Source organism: Pseudomonas sp. GZD-209 (assembly GCF_049310485.1).
Classification (GTDB): Bacteria; Pseudomonadota; Gammaproteobacteria; order Pseudomonadales; family Pseudomonadaceae; genus Aquipseudomonas; species Aquipseudomonas sichuanensis.
The window spans coordinates 1-14,317 of record NZ_JBMOWQ010000143.1 but is presented as its reverse complement, the minus strand read 5'-3'; the positions used below and the strand labels follow the sequence as shown (position 1 = coordinate 14,317).

Here is a 14,317-nt window from a genome sequence, read left to right as displayed (position 1 = left end):
TAGATTGAAAGCGCATATCTCTCAGTGTCGTATCAAGGTCCCCAGCATGAGCGTTCAATTCATTGGCATGATCGGCCACCGGCTGAGCTCGGAAATCCTCCCCCCGCAAGGCCCGATTTTTGACAAGGGGTTTATCACCCAGCTTGCCCAGGCCCACGAAAACGCCGGGTTCGATCGCATCCTGGTAGGGTACTGGTCGGATCAGCCCGACGGATTCCTGGTCACCGCCCTGGCGGGCCAGGCCACCTCGCGCATTCATTTCCTGCTGGCGCACCGGCCCGGCTTTGTCTCGCCGACCCTGGCCGCGCGCAAGCTGGCCACCCTTGAACACTTGCTCGATGGCCGCCTGGCAGTGCATGTGATCAGCGGCGGCAACGACAGCGAACAGCGCAAGGATGGCGATTACCTGGACCACGACCAGCGCTATGCCCGCACTGACGAATTCCTCGAGCTGGTGCGCAAGGTGTGGACCGCCGAGGCGCCGTTCGATCACCATGGTGTGCACTATCAGGCGCAGCAGGCGTTCTCGGCGATCAAGCCGCTGCAGCAGCCCCACCTGCCGATCTACTTTGGCGGCTCGTCCCCGGCCGCACTGGAAGTGGCCGGCAAGCATGCCGATGTGTTCGCCCTGTGGGGCGAGTCGCTGGCGCAGACCGCCGAGACCATCGCCGCCGTGCGCGCCCAGGCCGCGCGCCATGGGCGCGAGGTGCAGTTCAGCGTATCGTTCCGGCCGATCATCGCCGCCACCGAAGAGGCCGCCTGGGCCAAGGCCGAGACCATCCTCGGCCAGGCCCGCGAGCGCATCGAGCGGGCCGGCCCGGTCATCGCCAACAAGCCCCAGAGCGTGGGCGCGCAACGCCTGCTCGACACCGTGGCCAAGGGCGAGCGGGTCGATGCCCGGCTGTGGACTGGCATCGCCGCACTGGTGGGCGGGGGGCACAACTCCACGGCGTTGGTCGGTACCCCCGAGCAGGTGGCCGATGCCTTGCTGGCCTATTACGACCTGGGTGTCACCCGCTTCCTGATTCGCGGTTTCGACCCGCTGGCGGACGCCGAGGATTACGGCCGCGAATTGATCCCACTGACCCGTGCCAAGGTTGCCGCGCGCAACGCCTGACCCTCTTGCAATCGAATCAACCACGAGACCGCACGCGCGGATCGGCCTGCCATGCCCCAAGGGCACCTGGAGACGAACGTGCGATACCTCAAGCAACTGGCCGCCGGTGTGCTGGCCACCTCCCTGAGCCTGGCCGCCACTGCACAGACCCTGGTGGTCGGTGACCAGAGTTACAACGCCCGCGCCGTGATGGAGGCGGCCGGCGTGCTCGACGATCTGCCCTATACCCTGGAGTGGAAGCAGTTCACCGCCGGCTCTCCGGTGGCCGAGGCGCTGAATGTCGGCAGCCTCGATATCGGCCTGCTGGGCGATGCGCCGCCGCTGTTCCTCGGCGCGTTGGGCGCGCCGATCAAAGTCATCGCGGTCAGCCGGCAGAACCTTGAAGGCGTGGCCATCCTGGCGCGCAAGGACTCGAACATCCACAGCCTGCAGGACCTGCGTGGCAAGCGCGCGGCCATCTGGAAGGGCTCGTGGAGCCAGCAACTGCTGTTCAGCGCCCTGGACCAGGCCGGCGTACCCCGCGATGCGCTGGAACTGCGTTACCTCAGTGCGCTGGACGCCTCCCATGCGCTGGACGGCGGCGCGGTGGATGTGATCGCCACCTGGGAGCCCTATGTCACCCAACAGGAGCGCCAGGGCGCGCGGGTGCTGGCGACCGCCGAAGGGGTCATCCCGGCGCAGAGTTTCGTGGTGGCCAACAGCAAGGCAGTGGAGGCCAAGCGCGCGCAGATCAGCGACTTTCTGCAGCGCCTGAAGCAGGCCCGCGACTGGGCCCTGAGCAACCCCGCCAACACCGAGGCCTACGCCGACGACTGGGCCAAGCGCACCCGCGCCGACCGTGACATCGCCCGCCTGTGGTTCGCCCGCGCGCGCACCGACCTGGCACCACTCAACCCGCAAGTGATCGTCGATGCGCAGAAGACCGTGGACTTCTTTGCCGGGCTTGGCCTGATCAAGAGCTACCCGGCAGCGGACTTGTTCGACACCTCGTTTGCCGCCGCGCTGCGCCAGCCGGCCACTGCGCAGGCTGTGCCATGAGCGCGGTTGGCTTGAGGATCGGTGATGTTCGCGAGGTGATCGCCGGTGGCCTGTTCCTGTCATTTGCGGTGACTGGCCTGGTGCTGGCCAGCGACTACCCGCTGGGTACGGCCATGCGCATGGGCGCGGGCTACTTCCCCATGCTGGTCGCCGCTGCGCTGGGTGGGTTGGGCGTGGCCCTGCTGTTGCGTGGCCTGACCTTGCAGGCGCTGCCTGGCGAAAGCGAGCGCTTGCTCCAGTGGCGGCCGAGCCTGCTGATCGGCGGCAGCATGCTGGTGTTCGCCTGGTTGCTGCCGACCCTGGGGCTGGCCCTGGCCACGCTGTTGATGACCGTGCTCAGCGGCCTGGCGCGCCAGCGTGCGCGGCTTTCGGAGCTGGCGCTGCTGGGCGGGGCACTGGGGCTGTTCAGCGTCGTGGTATTTGCCTACGGGCTTGGCCTGAACCTGCCACTGCTGCCAGCCTGAGGTGCGATCGTCATGGAACTGCTCAACCACCTCGGCCTGGGACTGGAGGCCGCCTTCACCCTCAACAACCTGCTCTACTGCCTGGTCGGTGTGACCCTCGGGACCTTGGTCGGCGTGCTGCCCGGCCTGGGGCCGGTGGCGACCATCGCCATGTTGCTGCCGATCACCTACGGGCTGACCCCGTCGGCGGCGCTGATCATGCTCTCGGGCATCTACTACGGCGCCCAGTACGGTGGCTCGACCACGGCGATCCTGGTCAACCTGCCGGGTGAGGCATCGTCGGTGGTGACCTGCCTGGATGGCCATGCCATGGCGCGTCAGGGCAGGGCAGGGGCGGCCCTGGCGATTGCCGCCATCGGCTCGTTCGTCGCCGGCACCCTGGCAATCCTGCTGCTGGCGGCGGCGGCCACACCGCTGGCGGCGGTGGCCTTGAAGTTCGGCCCGGCCGAATACTTTTCATTGATGCTGCTCGGCTTGGTGGCGGCCATCGTCCTGGCCCAGGGTGACGTGCTCAAGGCAGTGGCCATGACCGTGCTGGGCCTGCTGCTGGGCCTGGTCGGCAGTGACGTCAACTCGGGCGTGGAGCGTTTCACCTTCGGCTTGCCGCAGTTGTCCGATGGCATCAGTTTCGTGGTGATTTCCATGGGCCTGTTCGGCATTGCCGAAATCATCGCCAACCTGGAGCGCGAGCAACGTGGCAGCGTGCCGCTCGCGCCGGTGGGGCGGCTGATGCCCAGCGGTGACGACCTGCGCCGGTCGTGGAAGCCGATCCTGCGCGGCGGCGGTTTGGGGGCGCTACTCGGCATCCTGCCGGGCGGTGGCGCCATGCTTGGCTCGTTTGCCGCCTACCTGGTAGAAAAACGCCTGGCCAAGGACCCGTCACGCTTCGGCCAGGGCGCCATCGAAGGCGTCGCCGCCCCGGAAGCGGCCAACAATGCCGGGGCGCAGACGTCGTTCATTCCCATGCTGGTCATGGGCCTGCCGTCCAACGCAGTGATGGCCTTGATGGCCGGGGCGATGATGATCCACGGCATCGTCCCGGGCCCGCAGGTGATCGACGAACGCCCGGAGCTGTTCTGGGGGCTGGTGGTGAGCATGTGGCTGGGCAATCTGCTGTTGCTGGTGCTCAACCTGCCGCTGGTGGGGCTTTGGGTGCGGCTGCTCAAGGTGCCGTACCGGCTGTTGTACCCGGCCATCCTGCTGTTCTGCTGCCTGGGCGTGTACAGCCTCGCCAACAGCCTGTTCGACGTCGTGCTGTGCATGCTCTTCGGCCTGCTCGGCTACCTGTTCATCAAGCTACGCTGCGAGCCGGCGCCGCTGTTGCTGGGCTACATCCTCGGGCCGCTGCTGGAAGAAAACCTGCGCCGGGCGATGTTGCTGTCGCGTGGTGATCCGAGCGTGTTCTTCACCCGCCCCTTGAGCCTGAGCCTGCTGATCGTCACGGCGCTGTTGGTGCTGCTGCTGGTTTCGCCACGGCTGCGGGCCACGCGCAAGGTGGCGTTCAACGAAACCTGAAATCCATTTTCCCATCGTCCTTAGCCCGCGAGCCCACCATGAACACCCTACTCACCCTGAAAAAACTGTTCGTCGCTACCCTGGCACTTGGTGCCGTGACCCTGGCCCAGGCCGACACTTGGCCCAGTCGGCCCTTGACCCTGATCGTGCCGTTCCCGCCCGGTGGCGCCGCCGATACGGTCGGCCGTTATTACGCCGAACAACTGTCGACTTCGCTTGGCCAGCCAGTGGTGATCGACAACAGGCCTGGCGCCGGCACCGCGCTGGCCGCCGAAGCCGCCGCCAAGGCCAAACCAGACGGCTACACGCTATCGTTGGCTACCGCTGGCCAACTGGCGATCCTGCCCAACCTGCAGGACAACCTGCGCTACGACCCGCTCACCAGCTTCACCCCGGTGGCAATACTGGCCTCGGTTCCCAACGTGGTGGCAGTGGGCAGCCAGGCCAAGGCCGATACCTTGCAGACCCTGATCGATCAGGCCAAGGCGCGCCCGGGCGCACTGAGCTATTCCTCGTGCGGCAACGGCACCTTGTGCCATCTGTCTGGCGAACTGCTGAAGAACCTGGCCGGGATCGACCTGCTGCACGTGCCCTACAAAGGCAGCGCGCCGGCGGTGACCGGGCTGCTCGGCGGCGAGGTGGACGTGGCGGTCGATACCCTCACCGTGCTCGCCCCGCAGATCCAGGCCGGCAAGCTCAAGGGCCTGGTACTGACCAGCGCCGCGCGTTCGCCGTTGCTGCCCGACGTGCCCAGCGCCAGCGAAGTCGGCCTGCCGGGATTTGTCGCTTCCGGCTGGTTCGGCGTAGTGCTGCCCAAAGGGGCGGATCCGGCCCTGGTCGAGCGCCTGAGCCGCGAGATCGAGCAGATCGCCAGCAAGCCGCAAACCACCGAGCGCTTCGGCCAACAAGGCATCAGCGTCGAACACAGCACCCCGGCAAGCTTTGCCCAGGTGATTGCTGCCGACAAAGCCCGCTGGGGCGAGGTGATCCGCACCGCCCAGGTCCACATCGAGTAAGCGCAAGGAGCGCCCCTATGAGCAAACGACAGATCAAACTCGGCGCCCTGACCATGGGCTGCGGCGGCCCGGGCCGGCACAACCTGTGGCTCGACCCCGAGCTGCCAGCCGACGCCAGCGTCAACATCGAGTGGTACATCGACATCGCCCGCCAGGCGGAGGCGGCACTGTTCGACCTGATGTTCATCGTCGACAGCCAATTCATCACCCCCGGTTCGCCGTCGCACTACCTCAACCGCCTGGAGCCGCTGACCCTGCTCTCGGCACTGGCAGTCAGCACCCGCCATATCGGCCTGGTCGGTACCCTCACCACTTCGTACAACGCCCCCTACAACGTTGCCCGTCGGCTCGCTTCGCTGGACCTGATCAGCAAGGGCCGCGCCGGCTGGAACGTGGTCACCAGCGGCGACGCCGGCACCGCCGGCAACTACGGGCTCGACGAGCACTACGACTACGATACCCGCTACGCCCGCGCCCAGGAGCATGTGCAGGTGGTGCAGGGCCTGTGGCATTCCTATGAAGACGACGCCTTCCCCCGCGAGCGTGCCAGCGGCCGTTTCCTCGACCCCGGTAAGCTGCATGCGCTGGAGCACAAGGGCGAGCACTTCTCCGTGGTCGGCCCGCTGAACATCCAGCGCTCGCCCCAGGGCCAGCCGGTGATTTTCCAGGCCGGCGATTCCGAGCAGGGCCGCGACCTCGGTGCAGCCACTGCTGACGTGGTGTTCACCCACGCCGCCAGCATCGAGCAGGGCCAGGCGTTCTACCGCGATATCAAGGCCCGTGCGGCGCGCCTGGGGCGGGACCCGGAGCAACTGCTGGTGTTGCCGGGGGCGGAAATCTATGTGGGCGATACGGATGAGCACGCCCGTGAGATCGAACGCCACTACCATCAGGCCGACCACAGCTTCGAGCTGGCGCTCAAGGAGTTCGGGCGCAATTTTGGCTGGCATGATTTCAGCCAGTACGACCTCGATGCCCCATTCCCGCAGCAGAGCCTGGAGTACGCCCGCAGCAGCTTCTTCACCAACGCCAAGCGCATCGCCGACCAGGCCCGGGACAAGGGCTTCAGCCTGCGCCAGGCGGTGGAGTTCGGCCGCCAGTTGCGCCCCGGCGCTTTCGTTGGCTCGGCGCAGACGGTGGCGGCGAAGATGGCCGAGTGGTTCGAGGCGCGAGCGCTGGATGGCTTCAACATCTATATCGGGCATCCGGGGCAGTTTCGACGGTTTACCGATGAGGTGGTGCCGTTGTTGCAAGCGCGTGGGGTGTATCGCACAGCGTATGAAGGCAGCACCTTGCGCGAGAGCCTGGGGCTTTCGATTCCGCGGTTCAGCCGCTGATACGCCAGCAGTTGCCGGGCGGTCCTGCGTGCAGCAAATCTGAAATCTGGCGCGGTCACTGTGGGAGCGGGTTTACCCGCGAACACCGGCGTAGCCGGTGCCACGCACCGCGTTGCCAGCTTCGCGGCTAAAGCCGCTCCCACAGGGGGCGCGGCTCGCTCAAAACCACACTTTCCTGTGCGTCACCCCCACAGATTTCAGAAGTTGTAGGTCACCCGCCCAAAGTAATACCCCCCGGTAAACCCATACGGCGAATACACCCCATACCCCTTGACCATGGTCTTGCTACTTGGCGCCTGGCGTTCGGGATACACGTCGAACAGGTTGCGTGCACCGATCGCCAGCTCCAGGTCCTTGGTCAGTTGGTAACCCAGGTCCAGGTCGGTGATCCAACGGGCCTTGTACTCGCGGTCCAGCGAACGGTCGTTGGCGGCGTTGACTTCACGCCACGAGCCATAGCGGGTCAGCCCCAGGTTGACCCGGTAGCGGTCCAGCCGCCAGTTGGCGCCAAGGATCAGCTTGGTGTGCGGCTGCACCTCGGTCAGCAGGTTGCGCGCCTGGCGGTCCATCAAGGTGTACGAGGTACCGAGGATGTTCACGTTCTCTTTGTAATCGAGGATCTCGGTGTCGTTCCAGTTGAACGCCGCCGTCCACTTCAGCGTGCCAGCGCTGCCCAGATCGTGGTCATAGCTGCCCACCAGGTCCAGGCCCTTGGTGCGGGTGTCGGCGCCGTTGGTGAAGTATTGCCCACCGGAGGTCGAGTCGATGCCATTGGCCAACAGCGCCTGGGTGACCTCAGGGCCGAGCAGGGTGCCGGTGAGGGTGATGCGGTCGCGCACGTTGATCAGGTAAGCGTCGGCGGTGAAGGCCAGGCGCTCGGTGGGTTGCCAGGTCAGGCCGAGGCTGTAGTTGGTCGACCTCTCCGGCTTCAGCGCCTCGGCGCCCAGGGCCTGGGCGGCGGCCGAATCCACCGGCAGCACGCCGTAGTTGATCGACTGGTACACGCCGTTGACCACGCCATAGGTGGTGGAGCGGGCGCTGAACAGGCTGTTGGCCAGCGACGGCGCGCGGAAGCCGTTGCTCACTGTGGCCCGCAGGGCCAACTCAGGGGTGAACTCGTAGCGTGTGGTCAGCTTGCCGCTGCGGGTGGCGCCGATACCACGGTCGTAGTGCTCGTAGCGCACGGCTGCGCCCCAGTACCACTGTGGCAGCGGGTTGAAACCGACATCCACGTAGCCGGCATAGCTGTTGCGGCTGGCGCTGGTGGCCTCGGCGGGGGAGATGCCGTTGGTCACCTGGGCGCCGGAGGACGCGCAGTTGCCCGGTGCCGCGCAGTAGCCGCCGTCGGCCCAACTGGCGTCGTCACCGGCCTGGACCTGATAGGTGTCGCGACGCTGTTCCAGGCCCCAGGCGAAGTCCAGCGGCTTGGCCAGGCCCACCTCGAAGCTGCGCCGCAGGTCGAGGTTGCTGGTGAGCTGCGAACTGACCCAGGTGCCGGACTCGAAGTGGTTGGGGGTGGCTTCGCCCAGCGACGGGTTCTGGTTGTTCCAGGTGCCCTGTTCGGCCTGGTTGCGCCCGTAGGTGCTGGACAGGTCCCAGTCCCATTGGCCGGCCAGGCCCTTGGCGCCGAACGCCGCCTGGTAGTCGTATTCCTCGATGTACCAGGTGGGGGTGTAGCCGGAAGGCCGCCCGTTGGGCCCGGTGGTGATGGTGTTGACGATGGTCGGCAGGCGGAAGTTCTGGCCCTGTTCGGCCTTGCGGTAGGACCAGGTGCTGAACGAATACAGGGTCAGGTCATCGTCCAGCGGCAGCTCGGCGTTGTAGCCGAGGGTCAGCAGGTTGATCTTCGGTGTGCCGTAGCCGCCATAGGTGACCTTGCCTGCGCGGTCCAGCGCCTCGGCCTGGGTATAGCCGTTGGCGCTGGCCTTGTTGTCATCGTTCTGGCTGCGCGCATCCAGCGCAAGCTGCACGACACCGTCGCTGCCGATTTCGAAGCCTTTGTTCAGGCTCTGCTGCACGGTCTGCTTCTTGCCGTCGTAGCCCTGGCCGGCCGTGGTCACGGCGGTGCCGCGGGTGTCGGCCTTGAGGATCACGTTGATCACCCCGGCGATGGCGTCGGAGCCGTACTGGGCGGCGGCGCCGTCGCGCAGCACCTCGACATGGTCGATGGCGCTGATCGGGATCAGATCGAGGTCGCTGGGGGCAGCACCGGCGTTGATGCCGCTGATGTTCAGGGTGGCGCTGGTGTGGCGGCGCTTGCCGTTGACCAGCACCAGCACCTGCGCGGCATTGAGCCCGCGCAGGTTGGGCGCGCGGGCCATGCCGCTGGCGTCCCAGCCGGTCTTTTCCGGCAGGGTCAGCGAAGGCACGCTGGCGCTCAGCGCCTCCATCAGGCCGGGCTTGCCGGTTTCTTGCAGCTGTTTGGCGCTGATCACATCGATCGGCACCGGGCTTGAGGTCACGGTACGTTTTTCGCTGCCACGGTTGCCGGTCACGATCACCGTGCCCAGGGCTTGTGCAGCAGATTCCTCGGCGCTGGCCGGGGCGCTGGGCAGCCCTGCGGCCAGGGCCACGGTCAACAGCGGGGCAGTGGTAAAGACTTGCTTCATGCACGCAGTTCCTTGTCTGGCGGTGTGGCGCGCTCAGGGCGCCTTGGCCGCGATCGCGTCGATTTCCACCAGGGCGCCGGGCAGCGGCAGGGCCACTACCTGGAGCGCGGTGCGGGTGGGGGTGCGGGGTTGTTCGGCGGTGGCGAAGAACTCGGTGTAGGCGGCCTGCAACCCGGCGAAGTCGAGGGCGCCGCCGTTGGCCGGGTCGCCCACCAGGAACACCCGCAACTGGACGATGTCGCCCAGGTCCAGGCCCTGGCTTTGCAAGGTTGTGCGCAGTTTCTTGAACACCGAGCGGGCCTGGGTTTCGGTATTGCCCAGCGCGGCGATGCTGCCCTTGGGCGCCTTGGCGTCGGCAACGTCCGGCAGGGTGCCGCTGACGAAGGTCAGCTGGGCGCCGGCCGGCACCGTCACCAGTTGCGAGATGGGGAAGTTCGAACCGGGCGGGGCAACCCGCTGGATGCTGTCGGCCTGGGCGTTGAGGGTGAGCGACATGAGGACTCCGGCAAGCAGAAGAAGGCGAGGCATGGGTTGGTTTCCCTGGTTATCAGGCGGCGGCGCCGCGGGTGGTCTGGCTGGCATGGCGGGCAATCAGGCCGACCACCCGGCGCGCGGATTCGGCGGCGCTGTTCTGCCAGATGCCCACGCCGCCATGGGCCAGGGCGTCGCTGGCCAACCAGGTGCGGCCCTGGGGCTGGTTGAGAAGGTCGTAGCCGGGTTGGGCGACTTCGTCGTGGACGATCCACGGCGCTTCGCTGAAAGGGATCTTCGACCAGTTCACCACCACCGGCCGGCCCAGCTTGTGGCTGTGGCCCGGGTGCAGCGACTCCACGGCCTGGCGCGACGAAGCGATCTGCGCCTGCAGCGATTTGCCCGCGAACTGCTGGGCCACGGCGCCGGTGTTGTAGGTGGCCACCAGCACCCCTTCGGCGCTGTTCAGGCGGTCGCTGGGGTACCACAGGGTGCGGGCCTCGTGGTTGATGTAGCTGAGGCCACCGTAGATCTGGAAGTCGGTCTCCCAGAAGCGCGGCGACTGCCAGGCCACTTTGTTGGCCTTGTCGCCCTCGGCGCTGCCGATGGCTTGCTTGAACGCCGGGCTGAAGTTGGTCGGCAGCTTGGCCAGCAGTGGCAGGGGCAGGGTGACGATGGCGTAGTCGGCGTGTTCGACGTGTTGCTGGCCGCTCTTGCGGTCGCGCCACACGACTTTGCTGACGCTGTCGCTGGTCTCCACGCCCAGCACCTCGGCGCCCAGGCGCACGCTGTCCTTGACCTGGCGGTAGAACGCCTTGGGGATCTGGTCCATGCCGCCCACCGGCTGGAACATGGTCGAGGAGAATTCGGGGATCTCGTCGAACACCAGCGGCAGCAGCAGGTTGCTGTCGAGCAGTTGGTCCAGTGGCACCGGCTGGCGCTGTACCGGCGTCTGGTCGCCGGCACCGGCGAAGCGGGTGTAGCCGGCGCGCACCGAGCCGCGGTATTGCTGCTGGCTGTCGAGGTCGCCGTACACCTTGAGGAAATCCAGCAACGCCTTGCGCTGCCCGCCGTTGAGTTCAGCGTCCAGGCTGTTGCGGTTGACGCTTCTGGCCAATAGCTCGCTGAAGTGCCCGCGGGTGTCGTTGACTGCCTGGCGCAGCAGCAGCGGCGGGCGGGCCAGGTCAGGCTGGGCAAGGGCGTTGCGGCTGCTGTTGACCAGTACCTGCAGCTCCACGCCCAGTTCGCGGCAGTAGCCGAGGATGGTCAGGTGGTGGCTGGGCAGGCGTGCGGCGCCGGCGTTGAAGAACTGGCCCTGGTCGAACTCGACGGTCTGCGTGCTGCCGTCGTTGTGCTCGATGCGGTCGCCCTGGCGCAGGGTCCACACCCGCCCGCCGACCCGTTCGCGGGCCTCGAGCACGGTGACGGAAAAGCCGGCCTTGCGCAGCTCATAGGCCGATACCAGGCCGGAAATACCGGCGCCGACAATCACCACGCGCTTGCCGTTGCCGCCATTGGCGGCCAGTTTCAAGGGTTCGAAGGTGGCGGCCAGGGCGTTCTGCCCCAGCGCGCCCAGCGCCGCCGAATAGCCGCCGATGGCGGCGAGACGGGTGATCAGGTCTCTACGGGACAATCCCATGTTGCGGTCTCCGTTCGGTGTCTAAGCGAAGGTGCGCAACAGGGCGGACGTACCCCGGCAGGGGCCCGACGACGGTTGGCGCACATCCATTTGCCTCCGCCAGGTCGGGGTCGGTTTACAGAACTTAATGGTCTTTATGAGGGTTGTGAAAGGCTTTTTGGTTCTAAGTTAATTATGTAATTTGATGATTATGTGTATTTGATTAAATGCGTAATTTGTATTTTGTTGAGTGCTGTTCATTCAATCGGTGACAACATGAAAAGGCCTCTTCGCGGGGCAAGCCCGCTCCCACAGGGAAAGCGCACAGTCTTGAGCGTGCGCTGACCCTGTGGGAGCCCACACCACGCCCCCCCCCTCCCCCACCCCCCTCCCCCCCCCTCCCCCCCCCCCCCCCCCCCGCGAAGAGGCCTTTGTCGTGCTGAGGAACTAAGCCGAGCGCTGGCTGTGCTCACCTTCGCGCAGCGCCACCAGCGCCTTGATTCGCGGTATCAACGCCTGCCCATACTCCACCGCATCACGCAGCTGGTCGAAACCACGGAACAGGAAGGTGCTCACCCCCAGCTCGTAGTACGCCAGCGCCGCCTCGGCCACCTGCTCGGGCGTGCCCACCAGCGAGGTGGAGTTGCCCGCGCCGCCGCCCAGCACGGCGATCTCGGTCCACAGCCGGGTGTCATGCACCTTGCGCTGGCCGGCCAACTGCACCAGGCGCTCCGAGCCGACGTTGCTCTTGCCGAAGTTCTTCTCGCGGCGGTTGCCCTGGCGGATACCGATGCGCTCCTTGGCGTCGGCCAGAATGCGCTCGGCGCGGGCCCAGGCCTCGGCCTCGGTGGCCCCCAGGATCGGCCGCAGCGACAGGCTGAAGCGGATGTGCTTTTCCCGCCCGTAGCGGGCCGCAGCCTTGCGCACCTGGGCAATGCGCTCGCGCACCTGTTCCAGCGGCTCGCCCCACATCATGTACACGTCGGCATGTTTGGCCGCGACCTCCACCGCTGCGTCCGAGGCGCCGGAGAAGTAGATCGGCAACTTGGCCACCGGCTTGACCAGGGTCAGGTTGTCTTGCACCCGGTAATGCGCGCCCTGATGGTCGAACGGCTCGGCCTGGGTCCAGGTGTTGCGCAGCACTTGCAGGTATTCGTCGGTGCGGGCATAGCGCGCGTCCTTGTCGAGGAAGTCGCCGTCGCGCTGCAAGTCGCCGCTGTCACCGCCGGTGATCACGTTGATCGACGCGCGGCCGCGGCTGAGCTGGTCGAGGGTGGCGAACTGGCGGGCGGCGAAGGTCGGCGCCTGGAAGCCCGGGCGGTGGGCCACCAGCAGGCCGATGCGCTCGGTGAGTGCGGCGACGTAGCTGGCCAGGATCATCGAGTCCGGCGCGCTGGTGTTGACCGCCAGCAGCGCCTTGTCGAAACCGCCGTATTCCTGGGCCTGGGCGAAGGCCTTGATGAAGTCGAGATCGACCAGCGGGCCGCGCGGCGCCTGGGATTCGCTGGCTTCCTGGGGGCCGATCAGGCCGATGAATTCGAGGCTCATGAAACGCAACTCCTTGTCGTTGTGAGGGGCTCAGGCGACCGCGTCATGGCTGCGGCGCAGGGTGTTGCGGTTGGTCGGCACTGCCAGGCCAAAGTTGTCGCGCAGGGTGCTGCCGGGATATTCGCTGCGCACCAGCCCACGGGCCTGCAGCAACGGCACCACCAGCTCGGTGAAGTACTGCAGGCCATCCGGCAGCAGTTGGTTGAAGATGAAACCGTCGGCGGCGCCATTTTCGAACCAGTCCTGCAGCGCGTTGGCCACCTGCTCGGGGGTGCCGGTGAAGTCACGCCGCGGGCGTGAGAAGCGCAGCGCCAGTTCGCGCAGGGTCAGGCCTTCGTCGCGGGCAAGTCGCTTGAGCTGGTCGGCAGTGCCCTTGTGGCTGTTGTCGCCCAGGGTGCCGAGGTCGGGGAAGGGCGCGTCCAGCGGGTGTTGGCTGAAGTCGTAGTCGTTGAACGGCCGGCCCAGGGCGACCAGGGCATCCTCGATGCTCACCAGGTCCAGCGCCTGCTGGTAGCGGCGTTCCACCTCGTCCTCATCACGCCCGACGATGGGGCGGATGCCCGGCAGGATGAACAGCTGGTCGGGATCGCGCCCGTGATCTGCGGCGCGTTGCTTGAGGTCCTGGTAATAGGCGCGGGCATCGCTGAACGACTCGGGGCTGACAAAGATCGCATCGGCGTTCTGCGCGGCGAAGTTGCGCCCGTCCTCGGACACCCCGGCCTGGAAGATCAGTGGCTGGCCCTGGGCTGAGCGCTGGATGTTCAGCGGCCCCTTGACCTTGAAGAACTCGCCCTGGTGGCCGAGGGTGTGCAGCTTGCCCGGGTCGAAGAATTCACCGCTGCGCTTGTTGCGGCTGAAGGCGTCGTCCTCCCATGAATCCCACAGGCCCTTGACCACCTCGACGTGCTCGCGTGCGATGCGGTAGCGCACCGCGTGGGGTGGGTGTTCGGCCTTGCCAAAGTTGTCGGCGGTGCCCGACAGCCACGAGGTGACCACGTTCCAGCCGGCGCGCCCGCCACTGATCAGGTCCAGTGAGGCGAACTGGCGCGCCACCTGGAACGGCTCGGTGTAGCTGACCGTGACCGTGGCCACCAGGCCGATGTGGGTAGTGACCGCAGCCAGGGCCGAGAGGATGGTCAGCGGCTCGAAGCGGTTGAGGTAGTGGGGGCTGGAGTGGGCGTGGATATGCAGGCTGTCGGCGATGAAGGCGAAGTCGAACTTGGCTGCTTCGGCGAGTTGTGCCTGCTGTTTGTAGAAACCGAAGTTGACGCTGGCATCGGCCAGCGCCTCGGGGTGGCGCCATTCGCCCCAGCCGTGGCCGACGCCGTGGATCATCGCGCCGAGTCTGATTTGTCGCTTGCTCATGGGGGTACCTGTGCAGTGGGGAGTGGAAGGCTCCTCCGCCAGGTATGGGGTCGGGCTTGTAGGCCCAACTTAGCGTGGGGGCAGGGCGTTGTGAAAGGCTTTGTGGTTCTAAGCTAATTATGCAAATAACTGATAAGTGATGTTTTATATTATGTGTTATGTATGAGTTGTGGCTTGGCGTGGGGGGGGGGGGGGGGGGGGGGGGGGGCTGGCGTGGGG

The 14,317-nt window shown here is 66.5% G+C and carries 11 protein-coding genes; 6 read left to right on the top strand and 5 right to left on the bottom strand.

Going from position 1 to position 14,317, the window contains the following annotated elements:
* The first annotated feature begins 46 nt into the window (after positions 1–46).
* From ACO6VM_RS16960 to ACO6VM_RS16935, 6 genes are all read left to right on the top strand, one after another.
* Positions 47–1,117, top strand: coding sequence for an LLM class flavin-dependent oxidoreductase (locus ACO6VM_RS16960; RefSeq protein WP_422403562.1), 1,071 nt, complete (start codon positions 47–49; stop codon positions 1,115–1,117).
* 78 nt (positions 1,118–1,195) lie between these two features.
* Entirely contained in the window at positions 1,196–2,155 is a 960-nt protein-coding gene (locus tag ACO6VM_RS16955) for an ABC transporter substrate-binding protein (protein ID WP_401060535.1), read from the top strand.
* On the top strand, positions 2,152–2,619 hold the full coding sequence (locus ACO6VM_RS16950) for a tripartite tricarboxylate transporter TctB family protein (RefSeq protein ID WP_401060536.1): 468 nt from the start codon (positions 2,152–2,154) through the stop codon (positions 2,617–2,619). The genes ACO6VM_RS16955 and ACO6VM_RS16950 overlap by 4 nt, the downstream gene beginning before the upstream one ends.
* A 12-nt stretch (positions 2,620–2,631) precedes the next feature.
* Positions 2,632–4,134 carry a tripartite tricarboxylate transporter permease gene (locus ACO6VM_RS16945; protein WP_401060538.1) on the top strand — a complete coding sequence of 501 codons (1,503 nt, stop codon included), beginning with the start codon at positions 2,632–2,634 and terminating at the stop codon, positions 4,132–4,134.
* 38 nt (positions 4,135–4,172) lie between these two features.
* Entirely contained in the window at positions 4,173–5,150 is a 978-nt protein-coding gene (locus ACO6VM_RS16940; protein WP_422403561.1) for a Bug family tripartite tricarboxylate transporter substrate binding protein, read from the top strand.
* 17 nt (positions 5,151–5,167) lie between these two features.
* A complete protein-coding gene (locus ACO6VM_RS16935) occupies positions 5,168–6,487 on the top strand; it encodes an LLM class flavin-dependent oxidoreductase (RefSeq protein WP_422403560.1) in 1,320 nt (439 codons plus the stop codon).
* Positions 6,488–6,684: 197 nt separating this feature from the next.
* Here the strand turns inward: ACO6VM_RS16935 and ACO6VM_RS16930 are convergent, their stop codons facing one another.
* From ACO6VM_RS16930 to ACO6VM_RS16910, 5 genes are all read right to left on the bottom strand, one after another.
* Entirely contained in the window at positions 6,685–9,096 is a 2,412-nt protein-coding gene (locus ACO6VM_RS16930; protein ID WP_422403559.1) for a TonB-dependent receptor plug domain-containing protein, read from the bottom strand.
* A gap of 33 nt (positions 9,097–9,129) precedes the next feature.
* Positions 9,130–9,624, bottom strand: a complete 495-nt coding sequence (locus ACO6VM_RS16925) for a RidA family protein (RefSeq protein WP_401060544.1) — start codon at positions 9,622–9,624, stop codon at positions 9,130–9,132.
* 19 nt (positions 9,625–9,643) lie between these two features.
* Positions 9,644–11,206 (bottom strand): flavin monoamine oxidase family protein, encoded by a 1,563-nt coding sequence (locus tag ACO6VM_RS16920; protein WP_422403558.1) that lies wholly within the window; start codon positions 11,204–11,206, stop codon positions 9,644–9,646.
* Between the two features lie 426 nt (positions 11,207–11,632).
* Complete coding sequence (locus ACO6VM_RS16915) at positions 11,633–12,733, bottom strand: LLM class flavin-dependent oxidoreductase (RefSeq protein ID WP_422403557.1); 1,101 nt, start codon at positions 12,731–12,733, stop codon at positions 11,633–11,635.
* Positions 12,734–12,763: 30 nt separating this feature from the next.
* Positions 12,764–14,098, bottom strand: a complete 1,335-nt coding sequence (locus ACO6VM_RS16910) for an LLM class flavin-dependent oxidoreductase (RefSeq protein WP_422403556.1) — start codon at positions 14,096–14,098, stop codon at positions 12,764–12,766.
* Positions 14,099–14,317: the final 219 nt, after the last annotated feature.